Origin of the sequence: Aureimonas sp. D3, from assembly GCF_001463805.1 — a bacterium.
Classification (GTDB): Bacteria; Pseudomonadota; Alphaproteobacteria; order Rhizobiales; family Rhizobiaceae; genus Aureimonas; species Aureimonas ureilytica_A.
This window is the reverse complement of sequence record NZ_BBWM01000055.1, coordinates 21,577-41,948: the sequence shown is the minus strand read 5'-3', so window position 1 is coordinate 41,948 and position 20,372 is coordinate 21,577. Positions and strand designations below refer to the sequence as shown.

At 61.7% G+C, this 20,372-nt stretch carries 20 protein-coding genes and 5 tRNA genes; 11 read left to right on the top strand and 14 right to left on the bottom strand.

Translation table 11 applies throughout. The features are described 5' to 3' along the window. Positions 1 to 45: 45 nt before the first annotated feature. Positions 46 to 651, top strand: coding sequence for a PilZ domain-containing protein (locus tag AUL36_RS16460; RefSeq protein ID WP_062222484.1), 606 nt, complete (start codon positions 46 to 48; stop codon positions 649 to 651). 451 nt (positions 652 to 1,102) lie between these two features. Continuing rightward, on the top strand, positions 1,103 to 1,699 hold the full coding sequence (locus AUL36_RS16455; protein WP_244497150.1) for a transglutaminase-like cysteine peptidase: 597 nt from the start codon (positions 1,103 to 1,105) through the stop codon (positions 1,697 to 1,699). Positions 1,700 to 1,750: 51 nt separating this feature from the next. Here AUL36_RS16455 and AUL36_RS16450 read toward each other — a convergent pair whose 3' ends face one another. From AUL36_RS16450 to AUL36_RS16440, 3 genes are all read right to left on the bottom strand, one after another. Beyond that, a complete protein-coding gene (locus tag AUL36_RS16450; RefSeq protein ID WP_058602374.1) occupies positions 1,751 to 1,960 on the bottom strand; it encodes a DUF3126 family protein in 210 nt (69 codons plus the stop codon). Positions 1,961 to 2,058: 98 nt separating this feature from the next. Then, entirely contained in the window at positions 2,059 to 2,880 is an 822-nt protein-coding gene (cysE, locus tag AUL36_RS16445; RefSeq protein ID WP_062222482.1) for a serine O-acetyltransferase, read from the bottom strand. Positions 2,881 to 3,001: 121 nt separating this feature from the next. After that, positions 3,002 to 3,775: an alpha/beta fold hydrolase gene (locus AUL36_RS16440; RefSeq protein ID WP_062222480.1), complete on the bottom strand. Its 774-nt coding sequence runs from the start codon at positions 3,773 to 3,775 to the stop codon at positions 3,002 to 3,004. 129 nt (positions 3,776 to 3,904) lie between these two features. Here AUL36_RS16440 and AUL36_RS16435 point away from each other — a divergent pair, with 129 nt between their 5' ends. The 3 genes from AUL36_RS16435 (at position 3,905) to AUL36_RS16425 (ending at position 7,600) form a co-directional block, all read left to right on the top strand. Continuing rightward, positions 3,905 to 4,150: a zinc-finger domain-containing protein gene (locus AUL36_RS16435; protein WP_058602390.1), complete on the top strand. Its 246-nt coding sequence runs from the start codon at positions 3,905 to 3,907 to the stop codon at positions 4,148 to 4,150. A gap of 12 nt (positions 4,151 to 4,162) precedes the next feature. Then, the gene (locus AUL36_RS16430) at positions 4,163 to 5,314 is read left to right on the top strand and encodes an FAD-dependent monooxygenase (protein ID WP_062222476.1); all 1,152 of its coding nucleotides are present in this window, start codon (positions 4,163 to 4,165) and stop codon (positions 5,312 to 5,314) included. Positions 5,315 to 6,607: 1,293 nt separating this feature from the next. Next, positions 6,608 to 7,600: an OmpA family protein gene (locus AUL36_RS16425; protein WP_082655893.1), complete on the top strand. Its 993-nt coding sequence runs from the start codon at positions 6,608 to 6,610 to the stop codon at positions 7,598 to 7,600. 68 nt (positions 7,601 to 7,668) lie between these two features. Here AUL36_RS16425 and AUL36_RS16420 read toward each other — a convergent pair whose 3' ends face one another. The 5 genes from AUL36_RS16420 to AUL36_RS16400 form a co-directional block, all read right to left on the bottom strand. Next, positions 7,669 to 8,829 carry an AI-2E family transporter gene (locus AUL36_RS16420; RefSeq protein ID WP_062222474.1) on the bottom strand — a complete coding sequence of 387 codons (1,161 nt, stop codon included), beginning with the start codon at positions 8,827 to 8,829 and terminating at the stop codon, positions 7,669 to 7,671. Positions 8,830 to 8,944: 115 nt separating this feature from the next. Further along, positions 8,945 to 9,727 (bottom strand): amino acid ABC transporter ATP-binding protein, encoded by a 783-nt coding sequence (locus AUL36_RS16415; protein WP_062222472.1) that lies wholly within the window; start codon positions 9,725 to 9,727, stop codon positions 8,945 to 8,947. 77 nt (positions 9,728 to 9,804) lie between these two features. Next, entirely contained in the window at positions 9,805 to 11,181 is a 1,377-nt protein-coding gene (locus AUL36_RS16410) for an amino acid ABC transporter permease (protein WP_374700783.1), read from the bottom strand. A gap of 124 nt (positions 11,182 to 11,305) precedes the next feature. Further along, positions 11,306 to 12,496, bottom strand: coding sequence for an amino acid ABC transporter permease (locus tag AUL36_RS16405; protein ID WP_062222468.1), 1,191 nt, complete (start codon positions 12,494 to 12,496; stop codon positions 11,306 to 11,308). A 75-nt stretch (positions 12,497 to 12,571) separates the two neighbouring features. Further along, entirely contained in the window at positions 12,572 to 13,591 is a 1,020-nt protein-coding gene (locus tag AUL36_RS16400; protein WP_058602104.1) for an amino acid ABC transporter substrate-binding protein, read from the bottom strand. Between the two features lie 192 nt (positions 13,592 to 13,783). On the opposite strand from AUL36_RS16400, the gene metC reads away from it, so the two are divergent. Continuing rightward, complete coding sequence (metC, locus tag AUL36_RS16395) at positions 13,784 to 14,965, top strand: cystathionine beta-lyase (protein WP_062222466.1); 1,182 nt, start codon at positions 13,784 to 13,786, stop codon at positions 14,963 to 14,965. A 6-nt stretch (positions 14,966 to 14,971) separates the two neighbouring features. Here metC and AUL36_RS23355 read toward each other — a convergent pair whose 3' ends face one another. The 6 genes from AUL36_RS23355 to AUL36_RS16365 form a co-directional block, all read right to left on the bottom strand. Then, positions 14,972 to 15,556, bottom strand: a complete 585-nt coding sequence (locus AUL36_RS23355; protein WP_082655892.1) for a pyridoxamine 5'-phosphate oxidase family protein — start codon at positions 15,554 to 15,556, stop codon at positions 14,972 to 14,974. A gap of 492 nt (positions 15,557 to 16,048) precedes the next feature. Then, positions 16,049 to 16,124, bottom strand: a tRNA-Arg gene (locus tag AUL36_RS16385). 33 nt (positions 16,125 to 16,157) lie between these two features. Continuing rightward, positions 16,158 to 16,463 (bottom strand): ETC complex I subunit, encoded by a 306-nt coding sequence (locus AUL36_RS16380; RefSeq protein ID WP_058602124.1) that lies wholly within the window; start codon positions 16,461 to 16,463, stop codon positions 16,158 to 16,160. A gap of 45 nt (positions 16,464 to 16,508) precedes the next feature. Next, positions 16,509 to 16,585: transfer RNA gene (locus AUL36_RS16375), tRNA-Pro, on the bottom strand. 104 nt (positions 16,586 to 16,689) lie between these two features. Next, complete coding sequence (locus AUL36_RS16370) at positions 16,690 to 17,160, bottom strand: DUF192 domain-containing protein (RefSeq protein WP_156418432.1); 471 nt, start codon at positions 17,158 to 17,160, stop codon at positions 16,690 to 16,692. Further along, positions 17,157 to 17,747: a cold-shock protein gene (locus tag AUL36_RS16365; protein WP_156418434.1), complete on the bottom strand. Its 591-nt coding sequence runs from the start codon at positions 17,745 to 17,747 to the stop codon at positions 17,157 to 17,159. The genes AUL36_RS16370 and AUL36_RS16365 overlap by 4 nt, the downstream gene beginning before the upstream one ends. A 335-nt stretch (positions 17,748 to 18,082) precedes the next feature. Between AUL36_RS16365 and AUL36_RS16360 the strand changes: the two genes are divergently transcribed. The 5 genes from AUL36_RS16360 to AUL36_RS16340 all read left to right on the top strand — a co-directional run bounded on the left by AUL36_RS16360 (position 18,083) and on the right by AUL36_RS16340 (position 20,355). Then, positions 18,083 to 18,523 (top strand): VOC family protein, encoded by a 441-nt coding sequence (locus AUL36_RS16360; protein ID WP_058602108.1) that lies wholly within the window; start codon positions 18,083 to 18,085, stop codon positions 18,521 to 18,523. Positions 18,524 to 18,703: 180 nt separating this feature from the next. Then, positions 18,704 to 19,780: a YcbK family protein gene (locus AUL36_RS16355; protein ID WP_156418431.1), complete on the top strand. Its 1,077-nt coding sequence runs from the start codon at positions 18,704 to 18,706 to the stop codon at positions 19,778 to 19,780. Positions 19,781 to 19,837: 57 nt separating this feature from the next. After that, a tRNA-Glu gene (locus tag AUL36_RS16350) sits at positions 19,838 to 19,912 on the top strand. Between the two features lie 146 nt (positions 19,913 to 20,058). Then, positions 20,059 to 20,133 (top strand) — tRNA-Glu (locus AUL36_RS16345). A 147-nt stretch (positions 20,134 to 20,280) separates the two neighbouring features. Continuing rightward, positions 20,281 to 20,355, top strand: a tRNA-Glu gene (locus AUL36_RS16340). Positions 20,356 to 20,372: the final 17 nt, after the last annotated feature.

Genomic DNA, 20,372 nt, shown 5'->3' with positions numbered 1-20,372 from the left:
CGATAGGGTTCGTTCAGCACAGCGATCAGATGGCAGCGAAACCTTATGCTGGACGTTCTCCCCGCAGTTCCGCTCGTGACGGAAGACCGACGGCACCACAACCGCGTGAAGGTGGATCTGCTGGGCCGGTTCATGCTGGAGAACCAGAACGAGTTTCCGTGCCGCGTGGACAATGTCAGCCCCGGCGGCATCGCTGTGATTTCGGCCGTCGAGCCTCGAACGTCCGAACGTGTGATCCTCTATGTCGATCACATCGGGCGGATCGAGGGAAACGTGGTGCGGCAGTTCCGCGGCGGCTTCGCCGTCCAGATTCAAGCGACGGAACGCAAGCGTGAGAAACTCGCAGCGCAGCTGACGTGGCTCGCCAACCGGCATGAACTCGCCCTGCCCGAGGATCGCCGGCACGAGCGTATCCAGCCGCGCAACCCCATTATCGAGATGGTTCTGGACGACGGACGCCGCTATCAGGTCAAGATCATCGATCTTTCGCTCTCCGGCGCGGCCGTCGCCTGCGCCGTGCGGCCCGCCAATGGGTCGAAGCTCACGCTCGGCACCATGCCGGGACGGGTCGTGCGTCAGTTGGAAGACGGTCTCGCAATCGAGTTCAGTACGCTCCAGACGGCGGACACGCTCAACGAATCATTCCGCTGAACGAAGCACCTCGCGTCTGGATCGGGGCTGCCTGCCGAAAGCGGGCGAAGCTTCTGTGGATAACGCAATTTAGCTCAGGAGACCCGGTCCGAGGCTCGGAACGGACCAGCGCGTCCGAAACATCGGTGCAGCGGCGGGCGGCGAAGGTCGCACCGCCTTTTTCGTGTTCAGAGGTCTTAACGTCAGGCCGCCTGATGTGTTAACGGCCGAACCGCCGCGCCCCGTTTCGCCGCGCCTCAGGTGATCGATGACCTTCACCTTCGTAACCGAAAGAGTTGATGGCGAACAAAGTCTCAACGGCTATAAGGCCTCGTTGACACAAGTATCGAAGTGGTAATAGCGGCAAAAACCTGCTGTTCGACTTCGGACTTGCGTAAAATCCGGCAGTTCTCGTTCGAGAATTCGTCAACCTGGGCTGCGAAGGTCCTCCCAAGTCCTCGGGAGGTCTATCGTGCTCACCTCGACCAAATCGCTTCTGGCTCTTGCCGCTCTCCTCGTCGGTCTCTTCACGCCTCTCATGGGCGCGGAAGCTGCGATGGTGACGCGCGGCCCGACCTCCCAGCCCGTCGGCCATTTCGACTTCTGCAAATCCTATCCGGCGGAATGCGGGCCCAATACCGAGGTCGCCAGCGTTCGGATCACGGATCGGACCTGGGCCGCGATCATGGAGGTCAATTCATCGGTCAATATCGGCATCACCGCCAAGACCGATCAAGAAATCTATGGGGTTCCCGAGCACTGGGCCTATCCGACGACGGAGGGCGACTGCGAGGATTTCGCGCTGCTCAAGCAGTATATGCTGGAACGCGAGGGCTTTCCGCGCTCGGCTCTCCTGCTCACCGTCGTGCGCCAGAGCAATGGCGAAGGTCATGCGGTGCTGACCGTTCGCACCGATCGCGGCGACATGATCCTCGACAATCTAGATCAGCGTGTTCTGGATTGGACGCTGACCCCCTATCAGTATCTCAAGCGCCAGTCGGAGCGCGACTCGTCGAAATGGGTTTCGATCGACGACGGCCGCGAAATGCTGGTCGGCAGCGTTCGCTAACGAAGGCCTGCGCTCAACAAAAGGCCGGCGAGAACGCCGGCCTTTGTCGGTTCAGTCGAGATCGATGTCGAGGATCGTCATGGTGAAGTGATAGGAGAGTTCGCCCTCGTCCGTATCCTTCCCGATCGTCCCGACGAACTCGTCATCGAGATAGACCTCGGCCGTATCGTTCCGCTTGGGCATCGGGCGCACCTTCAACTCGACACCCTTGAAGGTGCGCTTGAAGAAGGCTTCGAGCTTGCGGATTTCGTCGGGTTTCAAGTCCAGAACTCCTTGTCGGGACGGCCGAGGCAGGGATGGTAGCCAAGGCTTGGGGATATCAGGCCTCATGGGCCTTTGTCGGTCACGAGGACGGAACCTCAATCCTCGCGGCTGAAATTCTGATCCATGGCGGATGCCGGCTCTGCGCAGCCGGAGGTGCCGATGATCTTGGCAGGAATGCCCGCAACCGTGGAGTTGGCCGGCACCTCCCTCAGGACCACCGAGCCGGAAGCGATCTTGGAGCAGGCGCCCACATGAATGTTGCCGAGAATCTTGGCGCCCGCGCCGATCAACACACCGGAGCCGATCTTGGGATGCCGGTCGCCGAACTCCTTGCCCGTCCCGCCCAGCGTCACGTCCTGAAGGATCGAAACATTGTCGCCGACAACGGCGGTCATGCCGACCACGAGCCCGGTCGCATGATCCAGGAAGATACCCTTCCCCATGCGTGCGGCCGGATGAATATCCGTCTGGAAAACGGATGAGGACTGGGACTGGAGATAGAGCGCGAAGTCCGTCCGCCCGACATGCCAAAGCCAATGCGCCAGACGATGCGTCTGGATGGCCTGGAAACCCTTGAAGAACAGGAGCGGCTCGATATAGCGCTCGCAGGCCGGATCGCGGTCGAACACGGCCTGAAGGTCGGTTCGTACTTCGTAGGACCATTCGGAATGGGCCGTCGCCATGTCGGCAAAGGCCTGCTCGATGTGAGACGCCGGCACATTGGGGTGATCCAGCCGCTGCGCCACGCGATGCGCCACGGCCGCTTCCACCGAGCGTTGGTTAAGCACTGCCGCATAGAGAAAACCGCTCAGCGCGGGTTCGCGCTCGGCGGCACGCAAACTTTCCTCTCGCATACGCGTCCAGATCGGATCGACCGAATGAACACGATCCGCGAAGGAAGCGGGAATCACAGTCATCGTCCTGTCGCTTTCGTCTCATGTGCGTTTCGACGCCGGCTCACCAGAAGGTAAGCCTGCGCCCGACCGTTGCCAGCACCCTGCCTTAACTTAAAAACGCCGCCCGTTCCAACTCGCCCGCTCAGCGCTCGATCAGCGCCCGGTGCCTGTCGAGAAATTCCAGGACCTTGGCCTTGAAGAGGCGATCGCCCACGGCCAGCATATGGTCGCGGTTGGGGATGTCGAAGGCCTCGCCGTTCGGCAGGAGGTCCGCCAGGGCTTCAGCGGAGCCGGCAATATCGTCCTTCGTCCCGACGCCCACCAGGCTCGGCTGGACAATGCGCGAGACGTCTTCTGCCGTGAGTTCCTTCCTTGACGTCTCGATACAGGCTGCCAGCGCCAATCGATCGCTTCGCGTTCGGTCGGCGAAAGCCCGGAACATGCGTCCTCGCTCGTGCGAGACATCCTCCAGCGAGGGCGCGAGAAGCGCCTCGGCGATCGGGTCCCAATTCCCCACACCCTCGACCAGACCGATCCCGAGGCCGCCGAAGATCAGGAGCGGAAAACGTTCGGCATAGCGAAGCGCCGCAAAGGCCGAGACGCGGGCGCCCATGGAATAGCCGAACAGGGCTGCAGTCCGAAGGTCGAGCCTGTCGGCGAGAGCCAGCACATCCGACGCCATGGCTTCGGGCGTATAGGCAGCGCCGGCTCTCGGCTTGTCGCTCTCGCCATGGCCCCGATGGTCGAAGGCGATCGCGCGATAACCCGCGTCGGTCAGGGTCTTCACCCACCCGGGATCGACCCAATTGACCTTGAGGCTGGAAGCGAAGCCATGAACGAGGACAATCGCCGGGGCTTCCGGGTCACCCTCATCGATATAATGAAGGCGAAAGCCGCCGTTCTCGAACTCAGCCATGACAGCCCTTCCAACTCGCGATGCTTCGACCCGTTATCGCGATCCGAGCCGCTCGACCACCCTGTTCTTTTAACGCTCGCGGGATTAAGGTCCGGCCGATTTCAGACCAAGGGTCGCATGGAGAGCCTCATGGCCGGTTATGGCACGCCTCACTTCCAGAACAGCGCCGGGCACGACGTGATCGAGATCGGCGTCGCTGAATTCATGTGCGTGGGTGCCCACCCGCCTTACGATCATCCCCATGTTTATCTGGACATGGGCGATGAAGGCGAGAAGGTGTGCCCCTATTGCTCGACCCTTTATCGCTACAATCCCGCGCTGAAGCGCGACGAAACGCTCCCAGCGGGCTGCGCCTATCACGACAAGGCCGCCTGACAGGCCTCGGCTTTGAAGGATACGGAGCTCGCGTCACGCCCACTCCTGATCGTCGGAGCGGGCGTGGCGGGTCTTGCCTGCGCCCTGGCTCTGGCCAAAGCGGGTTATCGCAGCCTCGTCTGCGAACGCACGCCCAGCCTCCAGCCGGTTGGCGCGGGGCTGCAACTGTCCGCTAACGCCCTCAGTGTTATCGATCAGCTCGGCCTCAAAGCCGCATTGGCGGAACGTGGGTTTTCGGCGCGCAGCGTCGCGGTGCGCGATGGCGCGAGTGACCGGCTTCTGGCGCGTGTTCCCGTCGAGTCGGGGCAGGACGGCTATATCGCCGTTCACCGTGCCGATCTCCAATCTGTCCTCTTGGACGCGGCGATGGCCGACCCCTCCGTGGAAGTCCGGCTGGGGCTCAGATTTCAGCGCGTAGAATTCCAGGCGAACGGACTGTCCGTCTGGTTTCTAGGCGCGGATGGTTCGCAGACCGCAGTCGAAACCTCGCTGCTGATCGGTGCCGATGGCGTCCATTCGCCCGTCGCAGCCTTCGCGGGTTGCAAGCCGCCGGTCGATAGCGGACTCGTCGCACATCGCTTTTCGATTGCAGATGCACCCGGTCCGGAGATCGAGGCTTGGCTGGCGCCTTCGTCTCACGCCGTGTCCTACCCCATGCGCAAGTCCGGAGAGCGCAATCTAGTCGTCGTCGAAACCGCCGGCCTCCATCACGGCGCTCTCGACGCTCGGAATTGGAACCCGCGTCTGAGCGACTTCCTGACGCGTGGAGACTATCTCGGGGCTTGGCCGCTCTTGACGGTCGATGCAGACGATCGCCTTCGCTCGCGAGAGCGCATCGTTCTGATCGGCGACGCCGCCCATGCCATGTTCCCTTTCGCGGCGCAGGGTGCGGCCATGGCTCTGGAGGACGCCTGGGTCTTGGCATCCTGTCTCGCGACAAAAGCGACGATCCAAGAGGGGTTGGCCGCCTATGCCGCGACCCGTTTTCCGCGCATTCAGCGGGTGCTGAAACGTGTCAGCTTCCACCGGCGGGTTTATCATCTGGGTTGGCCGCTCAGCTTGGCGCGTAACCTCGCAATGCGGGTGCGCCCGGAGGCCGCCATGCGGGCGGACCTGTCCTGGCTTTATGATTGGCGTGCCGAACCGATCGCGCCGCCGCTCTGAGCTACACAAGGAAAGCCGAGGCTGTCTTTGTGGCCCGTTTAATGCCAGACCTTCCAGCAGCCAGTGTCCCGTTCACGCGTCTGTGGGCCTCCGCCGCACAGGACGCGGCTTTCCCTCCGCCTCCCACGACCTAGCTCCTTCCACCTGTGTTTCGGTTTTCCGAACGCGCATCCGGTTTGCGATGGCGGCGCGGCGCTTTCGCGAGCTGGAAACCGCAAGGGACAGATGGAAAGGTCTTTTATGCCGAATTTCGAACGTGCAGGGCGTCTTCTGGCGATCACGGCGCTCGCCGCATCGACCGCACTGACGGGCCCTCTGGCTGCCCTTGCGCAGCAACCACCTCCGCCCGCCGAAGGGCAGGCTCCTCCGGACGCTGCACCGCCGAGGGAACCTGCTCCTGATTCTGCACCTCCGCCGCCGCCTGCCGCAGAACCCGCCGAGCCGCCCGCTCGCGAACGACCGGCACCACCCGAGCGACCAGCGCCGCCGAAGCCTGACGCATCGCCGGAGCCGGAAGCGCCCGCCCGCGACACGCCAACCCCGCCCGCCACGCCCAACGCGCCGCGCCCCGGTGGCGCTTCGACGCCGTCCGAGCCTGCCGCTCCCGATTCCGGCCCTCCGACCAATGCGCCGGAGGGAACTCGCGGCAACATGCCGACGGATCAGGGCACGCTCAACGACGCAGCCCCAGCCCCCAATCCAGGCCCAGAACCGGCCCCTGCCGCGCCAGAGCCAGCGAAGCCCGAAGCTTCCGAGGCGTTCCCGCCGGCAGACGAGCAGCCTGCGCCGGCGCCTCAACGACGCGCAGCCCCGGCTTCCCAGACACCAAACGCCCCACCTCCGCCGCCTAAGCCTGCAGTCGAAACGCCGCCTCCAGCGGACGCACCGGCGGCGCAGCCATCTGCAACACCGCCACAGACGGAGCCTGTACCGCCCGCCCCTCCGCAGCCTGGGCAAGAACCGGCCGCGCCCAATGCGGACCCCGCCACACGAGCCGCTCCTGCCGCAGCGCCCACCGCGCCAACCGCCGCACCGGCAGCGCCCGATGCCGCGCCGGTCGTACCGGGCACGCCACCGGCTCCGCCTCCACCGGCGGGAAGCGACACTCCGCCAGCTGCGCCCGGCAGCGTTCCCGCTCCGCCGGTGCAGGACGGGGCGACGCCTCCCCCTGCGCCGGCCAATCCAGCTGCGGCGCAACTTGCGCCCCCGGCGGCCGAGGCTCCCCAGCCCGTTCCCGTCGAAGTTCAGACCGCGCCGGTCCCTCAAGGCGGCGTTAGTCGGAGCGATGCCCGCGTGCAGCAGTTGCAACAGCCGATCGCCGTACCGCCTGTGCGACAAGCCGAAGGGCAACCCATTCAGGCTCCGCCTGCGCCTGTGCTCCCGCCCAATGTTCAGGTCGTGGAGCGGGTCGGGAACCGAGACATCCTGTCCTTGGTCGGCGCAGGCGTCGCAGGCGCGGCGGCGGGCGGTCTGGCAGCCTATTTCATCCGCTCGGACGACAATCCGCGCCTGACGCAAGGGTCGCAGGACGTTCGGTTCGAGCAGTTGCCACGTGGCTTGACGCGTCAGACGATCCGGCGGCCGAACGGTGTCGAGGTCGTCACGATCGAAAACGAATATGGTGACATCGTCCAGCGGTCTCGGATCATGCCGGACGGCCGGGAAGTCGTTCTCTTCTACGACCCCTATGCCGAGGACGACACGCGGCGGAACGACTATGCCGACGTGGGCGCGGACCTTCCGCCCCTGCGCCTGACCATTCCCGAAGACCGCTATGTCGTGGATGTGTCCCGCCCCGACGAGGATCTCTACTATCAAACGATCGTCGCGCCTCCAGTGGAGACGGTGGAACGTATCTATTCCGTCGACGAGGTGCGACGCTCGACCCGCATTCGCGACAAGGTTCGGCGGATCGATCTGAACACAATCAATTTCGGCTTCGGTTCGGCGACGATCGAGCAGGCCCAAGCTCGCAACCTGCAAGCTCTGGCCGACGCCGTGAAACGCGTCATCGATGAGAATCCGGGCGAGGTCTTCCTGCTTGAAGGTCACACGGACGCGGTCGGCAGCAATGTCGCCAATCTGGCCCTGTCGGATCGGCGCGCGGAAGCGGTCGCCAGTGCTCTCACCGAATATTTCGAAGTGCCAGCCGAGAATCTGGTGACGCAGGGCTATGGCGAGGAGAATCTGAAGGTGAACACGCAGGAGCCGAACCGCGAGAACCGTCGCGTGACGCTGCGGCGCATCACATCGTTGGTCAAACCAGTTGAGACCAGCAACCGCTGACGCCGGATAAGCGCAGATGATGGGGCCGGGCCGCAGATGCGCCCGGCCCCGTTCTTTTTGGACGATCGTTAGGGAGAAGGAGGCGTCTCCTCCTGCGCCTCTTCGGCGGCGAGGAAATTGGCAAGGGGATGCAGGCTCTCGATATAACCCGCCACGATCTTGACGCAGACCATGAGCGGCACCGCCAGAAACATACCGACGACACCCCAGATCCAGCCCCAGAAGGCGACGGACAGAAAGACCGCGGCCGCGTTCATGCGCAGCCGCCGCCCGACCAGAATGGGTGTGATGAACTGTCCCTCGATCGAGGTGATCAGGAGATAAACCAAAGGCGGCACGAGCGCATAGGCGTCGCTCCCGAACTCGGTAAGCCCCACCAGCCCGACAAGACCAATCCCTGCGATGGCGCCGAGATAGGGAATGAAGTTCAGAACGAAAGCCAGCGCGCCGAACACTGCCGGCATGGGAAGCCCGACCAGCGCCATGGCCGAGCCGATCGCCAAGCCTAGGCAGAGATTGATGAGGGTGATGGCGAAGAGACAGCGCGACAATTCGGTTTCGATGTCGGATGCGATCGAGAGGGCCCGCTTCTTGTCCGAAAGGCTAGGAAGGGCCTCGACCGTCTTGCGGTAGAACAGGCTTCCCGAGGACAGAAGGAAAAACAGAAAGATCAGCGCGAAAGCGATGCTGGCCCCGATGCGCGGGATCACTGCCGCCATGTTTCCCAGAAGGCTCGGGCCGCTGGTGACGACATCTTCGGGCGGCTCCGCGCCTGTATCCTTACCCGCAGCCTGATGCACCTCGCGCTTGGCGTCGCGAACCACGGCAAAGCGCTCCCGAAGAACCGAAACCTCTTCGTTCGCCGCTTCGATATAACGGGGCGCGTTTTGCGCGATCTCTGCGATGGGGCCGCTGAAGGCATAGAAGGACGAAAGGATGACGAGCAGCGTGCCGAAGACAAGGGCTGCCGCCGTCACAGGCTCCCAAAACCCGAGGCGCCGTTTGGCGACGCGGACGATCGGGCTCAGCACCAGCATGAAAAGAAGCGCGAAGACGACCGGCAGAATAAAGTCGCGGGAAAGATAAAGCGCGCCGAAAAACAGGATCAAGAAAATTCCGATCACCGCCCAACGCGGGCCGATCTGGATCGTCTGCGTGTTGATCAGGCCGATATGGGGCGAGACGATCCGTGTCGTCTCCCGCTTCGGCCTGTCTCCGTCGTCCGTCATGGCGGCATGTCCTTGTTTGAAGGAAAATGCCGCCCTCTCCCGCCTGTTCCCTATGGCATGGTGACGATCGAAGACTACCAGCCGAGCCCACCCCAGCCGACAGACCGAACCGGTCTTAGTGCAAGATCTGGCTCAGGAAGAGCTTGGTGCGGTCGTGTTGCGGGTTGTTGAAGAAGGCGTTCGGCTCGTTCTGCTCCACGATCTGCCCGGCGTCCATGAAGATCACGCGGTTGGCGACCTGACGCGCGAAACCCATTTCGTGCGTGACGCAGATCATGGTCATGCCTTCTTCGGCGAGACCCACCATCGTATCCAGCACTTCCTTGACCATTTCAGGGTCGAGTGCGGAGGTCGGCTCGTCGAATAGCATCACTTTCGGGCGCATGCAGAGCGCGCGCGCGATGGCCACGCGCTGCTGCTGGCCACCAGATAGCTGACCTGGATATTTGTTGGCCTGCTCGGGAATGCGCACCCGCGTCAGGTAGTGCATCGCGATCTCCTCGGCCTTCTTCTTGGGCATCTTGCGCACCCAGATCGGGGCGAGCGTGCAATTTTCGAGGATGGTCAGGTGCGGGAAGAGATTGAAGTGCTGGAACACCATCCCAACCTCCTGACGTACGAGGTCGATCTTCTTCAGATCGTTCGTGAGCTCGACGCCGTCCACGACGATCGTTCCCTTCTGGTGCTCTTCCAGCCGATTGATGCAGCGGATCATCGTGGATTTGCCCGAGCCCGATGGCCCACAGACCACGATGCGCTCGCCGCGCTGAACCTTCAGGTTCACGTCGCGCAGCACATGGAACTCGCCGTACCACTTGTTGACCTGGGTGAGTTCGATGGCGACCGGGCCGAGTTGCCCGGCGGGAACGATGGTGGATTCGGCAGCGGAGGATGTCATGGCGTATCGTCCAGAAATGGGGTGCTGATAGAGATCGGCCCGAACCGATCAGCGGCAAGAGGAAAGGCTGAGAGGGCTCAGCGCTTGTGTCCCCTCGAAAGGCGACGCTCCATAAAGATGGAATAGCGCGACATGCCGAAGCAGAAGATCCAGAAAGAGAAGGCCGCGAAGACAAGGCCCGTCGCCGGAGTGGTCGGCGTGATCCAGGCGGGATCGTTGAAGCCGCGCCGGACAGCGCCCAAAAGATCCGCAAGGCCGATGATCGACACCAGACTCGTGTCCTTGAACAGACCGATGAACGTGTTGACGATACCGGGGATCACGAGCGTGAGAGCCTGCGGGAGGATGATCATGCGCATTTTCTGCCAATAGGTCAGCGCCATCGCATCGGCGCCCTCATACTGGCCTTTGGGGATGGCCTGCAGCCCGCCGCGAATGACCTCGGCCATATAGGCGGCCGCGAACAGCGAGACGCCGACCAGCACACGAAGAAGCTGGTTCAAGCTGACGCCGCTCGGCAGAAGCAGAGGCAACATGAAGGTCGCCATGAACAGAACGGTGATCAGGGGAACACCGCGCCAGAACTCGATGAAGACGACCGAAAGCAGGCGAACCGCCGGCATACTCGACTGACGGCCGAGCGCCAGAAGGATGCCCAGCGGAAAGGACAAGGCGATGCCGGTCAGAGCGACCACCAGCGTCACGAGGAGACCGCCCCAGAGATTGGTCGGCACGGGTGCCAAACCGAAATCCGTCGTCAGGGTGGCCACGAAGAAGAGCGCCGCCAGCGTGGGATAGACCAAGCGCAAAGCGCCGGACTTCTCTTCCAGGGTCGCAAGAGCTGTGACAAAGGACAGAGTGATCGCCAACAGCGATGCGACAAGCGCGATGAAGGACAGGGTGTCGAAGCGGAAGGTCAGAACGCTGAAGCGATCGAAGTTCAAATAGGGCGCCATGAAAGCGGCCAAAAGGCCGAAGACCGTCAGTCCGACAGCTACTTTCGTCAGGCCATAGGAACCGGCGCGACTGCTGATCCCGACGCAAAGGAACAGCGTGACGGCCGCCGCCAACGCAAAGGCAAGCGCGATCGAAGAACCCGTCATGGCGAAACGTCCGCCGGTCAGGAGAACGATCGTCACCAGCGGAAACACGAAGAACATCAAGGACGCGTTCAGCCGCTTGAAGGGCGCGCGCGGGATCGCCAGGGGAACCAGGAGCACCACGAGCAAAGCGAAGACGAGAACCACCCGCCACCGCTCTTCGACAGGATAAAGCCCGAAAATGAACTGCTGGAAGCGTGCACCGATGAAGGCCCAGCAAGCCCCGACCGAGTCACCCAAACATGCGCTTCGATTTTCGCCGGTGAAGACCGCGTTGGCGATGCCCCATTGATAGAGGCCGACGGCGATATATCCGATCAGCAGGGCCGACAGAAGAGACAGAACGGCGTCCAAAGGCGTCGCAAAGAAGCTTTTCCGAATTCGTCCGGTCCAACCGCCTTCAGCGGCTGGCGGTGGAAGAGGCTGTAGATAGCTTCCGGCGACGAAGCGTGAGACTTGTTCTTCCATGGTCTCGTCCTCAGCGCTCGATCAGTTTCATGCGGCGGTTGAACAGATTCATGATGATCGAAACCGTCACGCTGATGCCCAGATAAACCGCCATCCAGATGACCACGACCTCAATCGACTGCCCGGATTGATTCAGCACCGTCGAGCCGACCGCAACGAGATCAGGATAGCCGATCGCCAGTCCGAGCGACGAGTTCTTGATCAGGTTGAGATATTGAGAGGTGAGCGGCGGGATGATGACGCGGAAGGCCTGGGGGACGATGACGAGGCGCAGCCCCTGCCCTCGGCGCAGGCCCAGAGCGGCCGCCGCCTCCGTTTGACCTTTGGACACCGACAAGATGCCCGCGCGCACGATTTCGGCGATGAATGCGCCCGTGTAGACCGACAGGGCCAGGAAGATCGACAGGAACTCGGGTCTGATCTGGAACCCACCCGTCAGATTGAACGTCCCGCGTTGCGGAATTTGGAGCGTTGCGGGGAGGCCCGTCGCGACGAACACGCCGATCGGCAAGACGATGATGAGGGCCAGCGCGGGCAGCAAGAGCCCGGGCCGTTCGCCGGTGCGCAATTGCCGCGCCTTGAAGGCCGAGGACAACGCGATCGTGGCGACGATGCCGACGATGAACGCCGCAAAGGTGAGCCAGGCCTCGGGGCCGAACTGAACGCTGGGCGTCTGGAGACCGCGGTTGGAAATGTAACTGTCGAAGGGCAGTTCGATGGCTTGTCGCGGCTGCGGCAGCACGGCCAGAACCCCGAAATACCAGAACAGGATCACCAGAAGCGGAGGGATGTTGCGGAAGGTTTCGACGTATACGGTCGATATGCCGCGCACGAGCGCATTATGCGACAGTCGGCCGATGCCGATGAGAAAACCGAGGATGGTCGCGAAGACAATGCCTGTGCCGGCCACGATCAGCGTGTTGGTCAGGCCAACGAGGATGGCTCGCCCATAGGTGGCATTGTTGGTGTAGGGGATCGGCACCTGCGAGATGTCGAAGCCGGATCGCGTGCTGAGGAAGCCGAAGCCCGATGCGATATTGGCGTTCTGAAGATTTTGCGCGGTGTTGCCGACGATCCACCAGACGAAGACACTGAGGCCCAGGATCAGGGCGACCTGGATGACGACGCTGCGCACCTTCGGATTGGTGAAAATCGAATCGCGAGAGCGACTGGCTGGCATCGTTCCGGTATCGACCGTCATGGGCGTCCCTGTAGTGGGAGATAAGGTAGCGTCGCCGGCTAGAAGCCGGCGACGGGATTCATCAGACAAGCCCGATCAGCGCACCGGCGGAGCGTATTGGAGGCCGCCCTTGGTCCACAGAGCGTTCTGGCCACGCGCGATCTTCAGCTGCGAGTCCTGACCGACATTACGCTCGAAAATCTCGCCGTAATTTCCGACAGCCTTGACGATGCGAACGACGAAGTCGTTGGTCAGACCGGCATCCGCGCCGAACGTGCCTTCGACGCCCAGGAGACGACGGATTTCAGGATTGGTCGAGTTCTTCATCTCCTCGACATTGGCCTGATTGACGCCGAGCTCTTCGGCATCGAGCAGCGCGAAGTGCGTCCACTTCACGACATTGAACCATTGGCTGTCGCCCTGGCGAACGGCAGGACCGAGAGGTTCCTTGGAGATGATTTCCGGCAGAACCACGTTATCGTCCGGGCTGCCCAGTTCCAGGCGGGACGCGTAGAGGCCCGACTGATCGGTGGTCAGGACGTCGCAGCGGCCGCTCTCATAGGCGGCGTTCACGTCCGACTGCGCTTCGATGACGACCGGATTGTACTGCATGTTATGGGCGGCGAAGTAGTCCGCCAGATTCAGTTCCGTCGTGGTTCCGCTCTGCACGCAGACCGTGGCGCCGGACAACTGCAGCGCCGAATTCACACCCAGCGACTTGCGGACCATGAAACCCTGGCCGTCGTAGAAGTTGACGCCCGCGAAGGTTAGCCCGAGCGCCGTATCGCGGCTCATCGTCCAGGTCGTGTTGCGGGCGAGAACGTCGATCTCGCTATTCTGCAAGGCCGGGAAGCGCTGAACGGCCGAGAGCGGCGAGTAAACGACCTTGCTCGCATCGCCGAAAATCGCGGCCGCAATGGCCTTGCAGTAGTCGACGTCCAGACCGGCCCATTCACCCTTGTCGTTCTGGTAGCCGAAGCCCGGCAGGCCGGTGTTCACGCCGCAACGAACGGTCCCGCGCGCCTTGGTGTCGTCCAAGGTTCCAGCGGAAGCGCCAGTCGCAGCAACTCCAACGGCGGACAGGCAGAGCGCGGCGGCTAGAAGCTTCAGTTTCATCCCAATACCTTTTTGCATTCGGGTGGAGGATCGTTCACCGCTTGCTGATCCCAACAAGGGCAATTCGAAACGTTGCGAGCGTCAGGTTCATGCCATAAAACTGCGCAGGTCAAGCAGGTGACAAATTTTCTCCCAAGATTTTGTCCTGGCTCGAACCGACCCTGTTTAAATCTCTCTCAGGATGCCCGTAGCGTGAGCAGCCCAACTGACAATAAGCACCAGTTCAGAGCATCGACCCGGCTCATCCACGCGGGCTATGATCCTCACGAATACCATGGCTTCGTCAATCCGCCCGTGGTCCATGCCTCTACAGTTCTATTTCCTGACGCCGCGACAATGCGGCGGCGCGATCACAGCTATCTCTACGGGCTGCGGGGAACGCCGACGACGGATGCGCTCGAGGCCGCGCTGGACGATCTCGAAGGCTCAGCGGGCACGATCCTGGTTCCTTCGGGCCTCGCCGCGATCAGCATTCCTCTGCTCGCCTTTCTGTCTCATGGCGATCATTGTCTGGTGATCGACAGCGTCTATGGTCCGACCCGCCATTTCTGCGATACGCTGCTGACGCGAATGGGGGTCGAGGTCGAATATTTCGATCCCGCGATCGGTGCGGGGCTGAAAGACTTGATGCGCGATACGACCCGCGTCGTCTTCCTAGAAGCGCCGGGTTCCAACACCTTCGAAATGATCGACATCCGTGTGATGGCCGACATCGCAAGAGCCGGCAATGCCGTTTCGATGATCGACAACACGTGGGCGACGCCGCTCTTCCTTCGCCCGTTGGACTTCGGAGTCGATCTATCGATCCATGCCTTGACCAAATATCCGGGCGGGCATTCCGACATCATGCTGGGCAGCGTCTCGGCGACGGCCGCAACCTATACCAGGCTGCGTGAGGCGCAGATGCAGATCGGCATCAACGCAGCGCCCGACGATGCTTATCTTGCCATTCGCGGTTTGAAGACGATGGAAGTTCGCTTGCGCGCCCACGAGCGGGCGGCGCTTCGTCTGGCGCAATGGCTGGAGGGACATAGCGGCGTCGCTCGGGTCCTTCATCCCGCCCTTCCCTCCTTCCCCGGTCACGACCTCTGGAAGCGGCAGTTCAAAGGCGCGAGCGGCTTGTTCTCCTTCGTTCTCGATGGAGGGGGAAATCGCGAAGCCGACGCCTTCCTGGATGCGCTGCGCATCTTTGGCCTCGGCTACTCCTGGGGCGGGTTCGAGAGCCTCGCCTTGCAGGTGGATCTGTCGGACCGGCTTTTCGCGAAGGCCCCATCGGAAGGACCTGTCATTCGGCTCCAGGTTGGGCTGGAAGACATCGACGACCTTCAGGAAGACCTCGAAGCCGGCTTCGCGGCCATCTCGGCGCTCGGCTGAAAGCGATCAGGGCGCAATCCAATGCCGGATCGCGCCTCGTCCGGAATAGAGAAACTCAGCTCGCCTCTGCCGCCCGTCCTGGAGCTGCAACCATTCCAAACGTCGTATGACACAGCGGACCAGAACGAAATTCTGCTCCGCTGTGTCCTGGCCCGCTACGCTCTCCAGCCGCGCGGCGTCTGGATGATCGATTGGCAAACCAGCGGCAACAGGACCTCGATAGGCGTTTCGCGCATCGTCGCTCAGTCCGCGGAAGGCTGCCGCGCCCTTTGAGCTCGACGTTCGCCAAAGGGATGCTTCGCCTTCCGCGCGCAGCTGAACACGATCTTGCTCGTCCCACACCAAAAGGCTGACGCGCGTATCCGCCGCGATGTCTCCAACCTTGGACGATCTTGCATCCGTATGAAACGAGAGCCGTCTCTGGGGAGACGCGACGTCTCGCAGGACCACCATCCTTGCACGAGGCGCTCCTTCCACCCCAATCGTCGAGACCGTCAGCAGCCTGAACGGATGACGGCGATCCAAGACCGCTTCTTCCCATCGCCGCCAGACCGAGGCTTCCAGCTTTTCGAGCTCGCCTTCGACTCTCATCTTGATCCATTCCTCAAACTGAAAAATCGACCTTTCGGTCTTCGCCTTGATCTTGCACCATCCATGCTCTATTTCGCGCGCCTTCGGACGAAAGGAGCTCCGCGATGCACGACGCACGATCCACCATGACTCGAAACGACATCGTAAGACGGGAAGGCGAAGACGCCAAAGCTAGGCACCGCACCCGTAAGGACAACCCATACCGGCCAGGCAGCGCCGACTGGCGCGCTTGGACCGAAGGCTTCGGCGACGCTTTCTGATCGAGTCGCGCCACGACAAAGCTCCCGCTCCGTGGCGCGACACCCTCGGCTATCCATCGCATGGAGGATCGACCCTGCGGTCTACAGGGCTTCTGAAGGTCGGATCGATAAAAACCACCGCCTCAGGTGGCAGCGCGATATCTCCAAACGCTGTTCGGGCGTCGGATGCTAAGCGAAACTACGACGTAAAAGGCTGATCGCCGTACATCGACCGGAAAATTCGAGAAAAGAATGGCGACCCCGGCAGGATTCGAACCTGCGACCATCGGCTTAGAAGGCCGGTGCTCTATCCACTGAGCTACGGGGCCCGGTGAGCGCCGCGTCGGCGGCGCTCCGATGGTTCAGTGCGTCCAGGGCGCGATGCGATCGTAGCGGAAATTGTCGGAATAGGACACTTTCGGACGAACCGACACGTGCTCTTCCTCGACGCGATACGCGATACCGTAGCGATCGGCATAGGCAATCGCCTGTTCCTTCGTTTCGAAGGACAAACGGACCTGCGACAGCATATCGGACGAGGATGTATAGCCCATCAGAGGCTCAACGACCTTCGGTGCGGCAGGCTCGTATTGGAGCAGCCATTCCTTGGTCTTCGCCTTGCCGGACTGCATCGCCGTACGTGCAGGACGATAAATCCGGGCCACCATGAAAACGATCTCCAACCTCTTGAGCCAACCAGTCCTTTCAAGACATGGTCGGAGCGGCAGGATTCGAACCTGCGACCCTCTGGTCCCAAACCAGATGCGCTACCAGACTGCGCTACGCTCCGAACGGCCCCAAACGACTGGAACGATCTGGGGTATGCCCTGCGGATGAGCTCCGGTCAAGAGACGCCCGCGCCTCATTCCAGCTTTCCAAGAGCTGTGTGAACGATCAGTTTCGGGACGGGATGACGGCGTGTTCCAGCCGGTCGCCGCGTGTCGCTCCATAACGGGCTGCCGCGCCCCCATTGATCTCAAGCACGTAGCGAACCGGGCCGCCCGAAGAGATCAGGTCCAAGGACAAGGGCTGGGCATTGGCGCCGATCCGCACGATCCGTCCCGTCTCGTCCAGAAACAGCATGTCGAGCGGAATCAGCGTATTCTTCATCCACATATCGACATCGCGTGTCTGACCGAAATCGAACAGCATCCCCGTATCATGCGGCAGCGACTCGCGGTTCATGAGGCCGACTTCGCGCTGACCCGGGGTATCGGCCACTTCAACCTCGATCGGAAAGCGCCCTTTCGAAGTCACCAGTGTTGCGGTAGACCCCGAGGATTGCGTGGTGACGGCCAGGACGCCCGCAATGGCCAGTGCCGCCAATCCCAGGGCCGCGACTGTCGATTTGGTCCGTAGCATCATGTTTCTTCACCGCCGTGTTCGTCAGCAGTCGGCCCAAGAGGTTGGATTTCGGCTGCCATCAAGCCTTTCGAGCCGAGACCGAATCGGACAAGCACCGACTGGCCGGGTCGTAGCTCCGTCATGCCATAACGACGCAGCGTTTCCATATGGACGAAAATGTCCTCGGTGCCCTCGCCACGCGAGAGGAAGCCGTAGCCTTTGGTCCGATTGAACCATTTGACGCTCGCCAGCTCCAGATCACTCGACGGATCGACTTGAACATGGGTTCGCATCGGGGCGCCAACTGTGCCGGACGAAACGGCCGTCGACGCATCCATGGAAACAACGCGCGAAGCCTGAAGCCCACGTCCGCCTTTCTGAACCTCACAGACAATGGTCGCGCCCTCGAGAACGGTGGAATAACCATCCCTCCGCAGGCAGGTTACATGGAGAAGGATATCCGCCGATCCGTCATCGGGCACGACGAACCCGAACCCTTTCGCGACATCGAACCATTTGATGCGACCGGATACGACCTGCGCCGGCTCCGCCAGTTCCGCGTGACCGTCAGTCGTTTCGGTGGGGCAAGAACAGGCGTGCCCCGTCATATGGGCCATCGCTTCGCTTGCCGATACACAACACGCATTTCCACCCCTGTCCAAACCGCATGCGACACGCTGGTCTCACATCGATTCGCCGCCAATCGTCCTTCGACACCGCCTCTTTTGATGAGAATAGATAATCAAGTGCTTTTGGAAATCCTTTTGGTCGAATTTTAACGATTTTCCCGACAGGCGATCCCCTTACGTCACAGTCGCAGCTAACGGATGCTCTGCGAAATAAACTGTCCGAAATTGGCGGGAGACCGGAACAATTCCGCCGAACCCTTTTCGGCATCGTTTCGGGCACCAGATAGCGCGAACACATTACGACGGGGGAATCCTTGCGCTATCTCCACACTATGGTTCGGATCACCGACATCGATCGCTCTCTCGATTTCTACTGCCGCCATATGGGCATGGTGGAAATCAGGCGCTCGGAAAGCGAAGCGGGTCGATTCACACTGATTTTTCTCGCAGCGGCGGACGACGTCGAAACAGGTCGCGCACAGAGCGCCCCGCTTCTGGAACTGACCTATAATTGGGACCCGGAAACCTACAGCGGTGGCCGGAATTTCGGCCACCTCGCCTATGAGGTCGACGACATCTACGAAACGTGCCAGCGCTTGATGGATGCGGGCATCACCATCAATCGGCCGCCGCGCGACGGGCGCATGGCCTTCGTGAAGTCGCCCGACAATATATCGTTCGAACTTCTCCAGAAAGGTTCGAGCAAGCCGCCGCAGGAACCTTGGGCGAGCATGGAGAACACAGGTTCCTGGTGAGGCGCCGAGTAGTGGCACCCGGCTTCATTCGGTGTTAATGTTTCGCCATGTCAGGAGCTGCGCCGAACAGGCGGGCGCATGGGAACTTGAGACGCTCGCAAGGCCGGTCGCGCCGATCCTCGGATCGGCGCTGTTCTTTAAGACGCCGGTTCTGCGACGCATCAAAGGGTGGACGAGCGATTGACGACCAAGAGTTACTGGCGACAAGCGCGTTGCGTTTGGATTGTCGCGGGCCTCGCGAGTGCCTCGTCCCTGGTGACGGGATGTGTGTCCGCTGTCGATGAAACATCGGCCTTCGGATTCTCTCATGCCCCGAAGGCGAACGAACCCAAGGACATCGCATCGATCATCCAATCGGATGGAAAGTCGACGCCCGACGTCACCAGCCCTCCTGAGGCGGCAGCGCTCAGTCCAGTGGAACCGGCCAAAAAACAGGCGGAGACGCTCCGAAAGGTGGCGTCGGGCGATATCGCCAAATCGATCGCAGCCCCCGCCCCTGCTGATCGTCAGGCGCCAATGCAGGTAGCGACCGCTGATCGGCCGGCAGACGCCAAATCGCGCAGCCTGCTGACGCCACTTTCGGCGCCGGTCGTTACGGCCTTCTCGCAGCCGCGCAGCGGCGGGCCAGAAGCGGATCATTCTCTTTACGCATCGCTCTATACGCAGTCCGAGGCCAAGGTCCCCTTGCGCAACGCCGATCGCACCAAGAGCAAGCGGGTTATCATTCATCAGGCGGGAAGCGACGACAAGCAGAGCCCGGCCGACAATGGGCTTCCCGGCGTCAACCCCAAGTCCCTCTTCGAAATCGGCCAGCGCGCGTCGGTGGATTCGGAACTGATCGACGATCTCGGAGACAGCTATCAGCTGGCGTCGCTCAGCGGCATCGCACGCCTCGCGCCGAGTGGCCTTCTGATCCAGCGGGAAGACGTCGTGACGAATTGCTTCGACTCCAATCTGATGTCGCTGATCTCGCAGATCGAGACGCGCTTTCATCAGAAGGTGGTCATCACGTCAGGCTTCCGTTCACCGTCGCATAATCGCCGCGTCAACGGCGCGAAGGCATCGCTGCATATGCAATGCAAGGCCGCCGACCTGCATGTGCCGGGCGTCAATGGGCAGGAAGTGGCTCGCTTCGTGCGCGCTTTGCCCGTGCGCGGCGGCGTCGGGACCTATTGCCATACGGCCTCCATCCATATTGATGTCGGCCCGCGCCGGGACTGGAATTGGCCGTGCCGAGGCATGCGCCGAACCGGGTGATTTTCATTCAAGGGGGCTTGCGAATCTGCTTCGTTCCTTGCATACGAACACTCGTCCGCGCCCGTCGTCTATCGGTTAGGACGCCACCCTTTCACGGTGGAGAGAGGGGTTCGATTCCCCTCGGGCGTACCACATTCTTCCCGTATCAAGCCATTCAAGCGTGTTTCCGAGTTTGGCTCGGTCTCGTTATGAGCGTTGTTTTTCGAGCGGTGGCGTGTCCTCGAATTGCAATGATGGCTTGCGATAATACGCGACTCACCTTATAGAGACCCTCGTCCGCGCCCGTCGTCTATCGGTTAGGACGCCACCCTTTCACGGTGGAGAGAGGGGTTCGATTCCCCTCGGGCGTACCACTCTTCTGTCCGTCTCAAGCCATTCAAGCGTGCTTCCGAGTTTGGCTCGGGCTCCTTTTGTGTGCCGCTTACCGAGCGGTGGTGCGTCTTTGAAGTGCAATAATGGCTTGCCATAACACGCGACTCACCTTATAGACGCCCTTGTCCGCGCCCGTCGTCTATCGGTTAGGACGCCACCCTTTCACGGTGGAGAGAGGGGTTCGATTCCCCTCGGGCGTACCACAAGCCTCCGTAATATG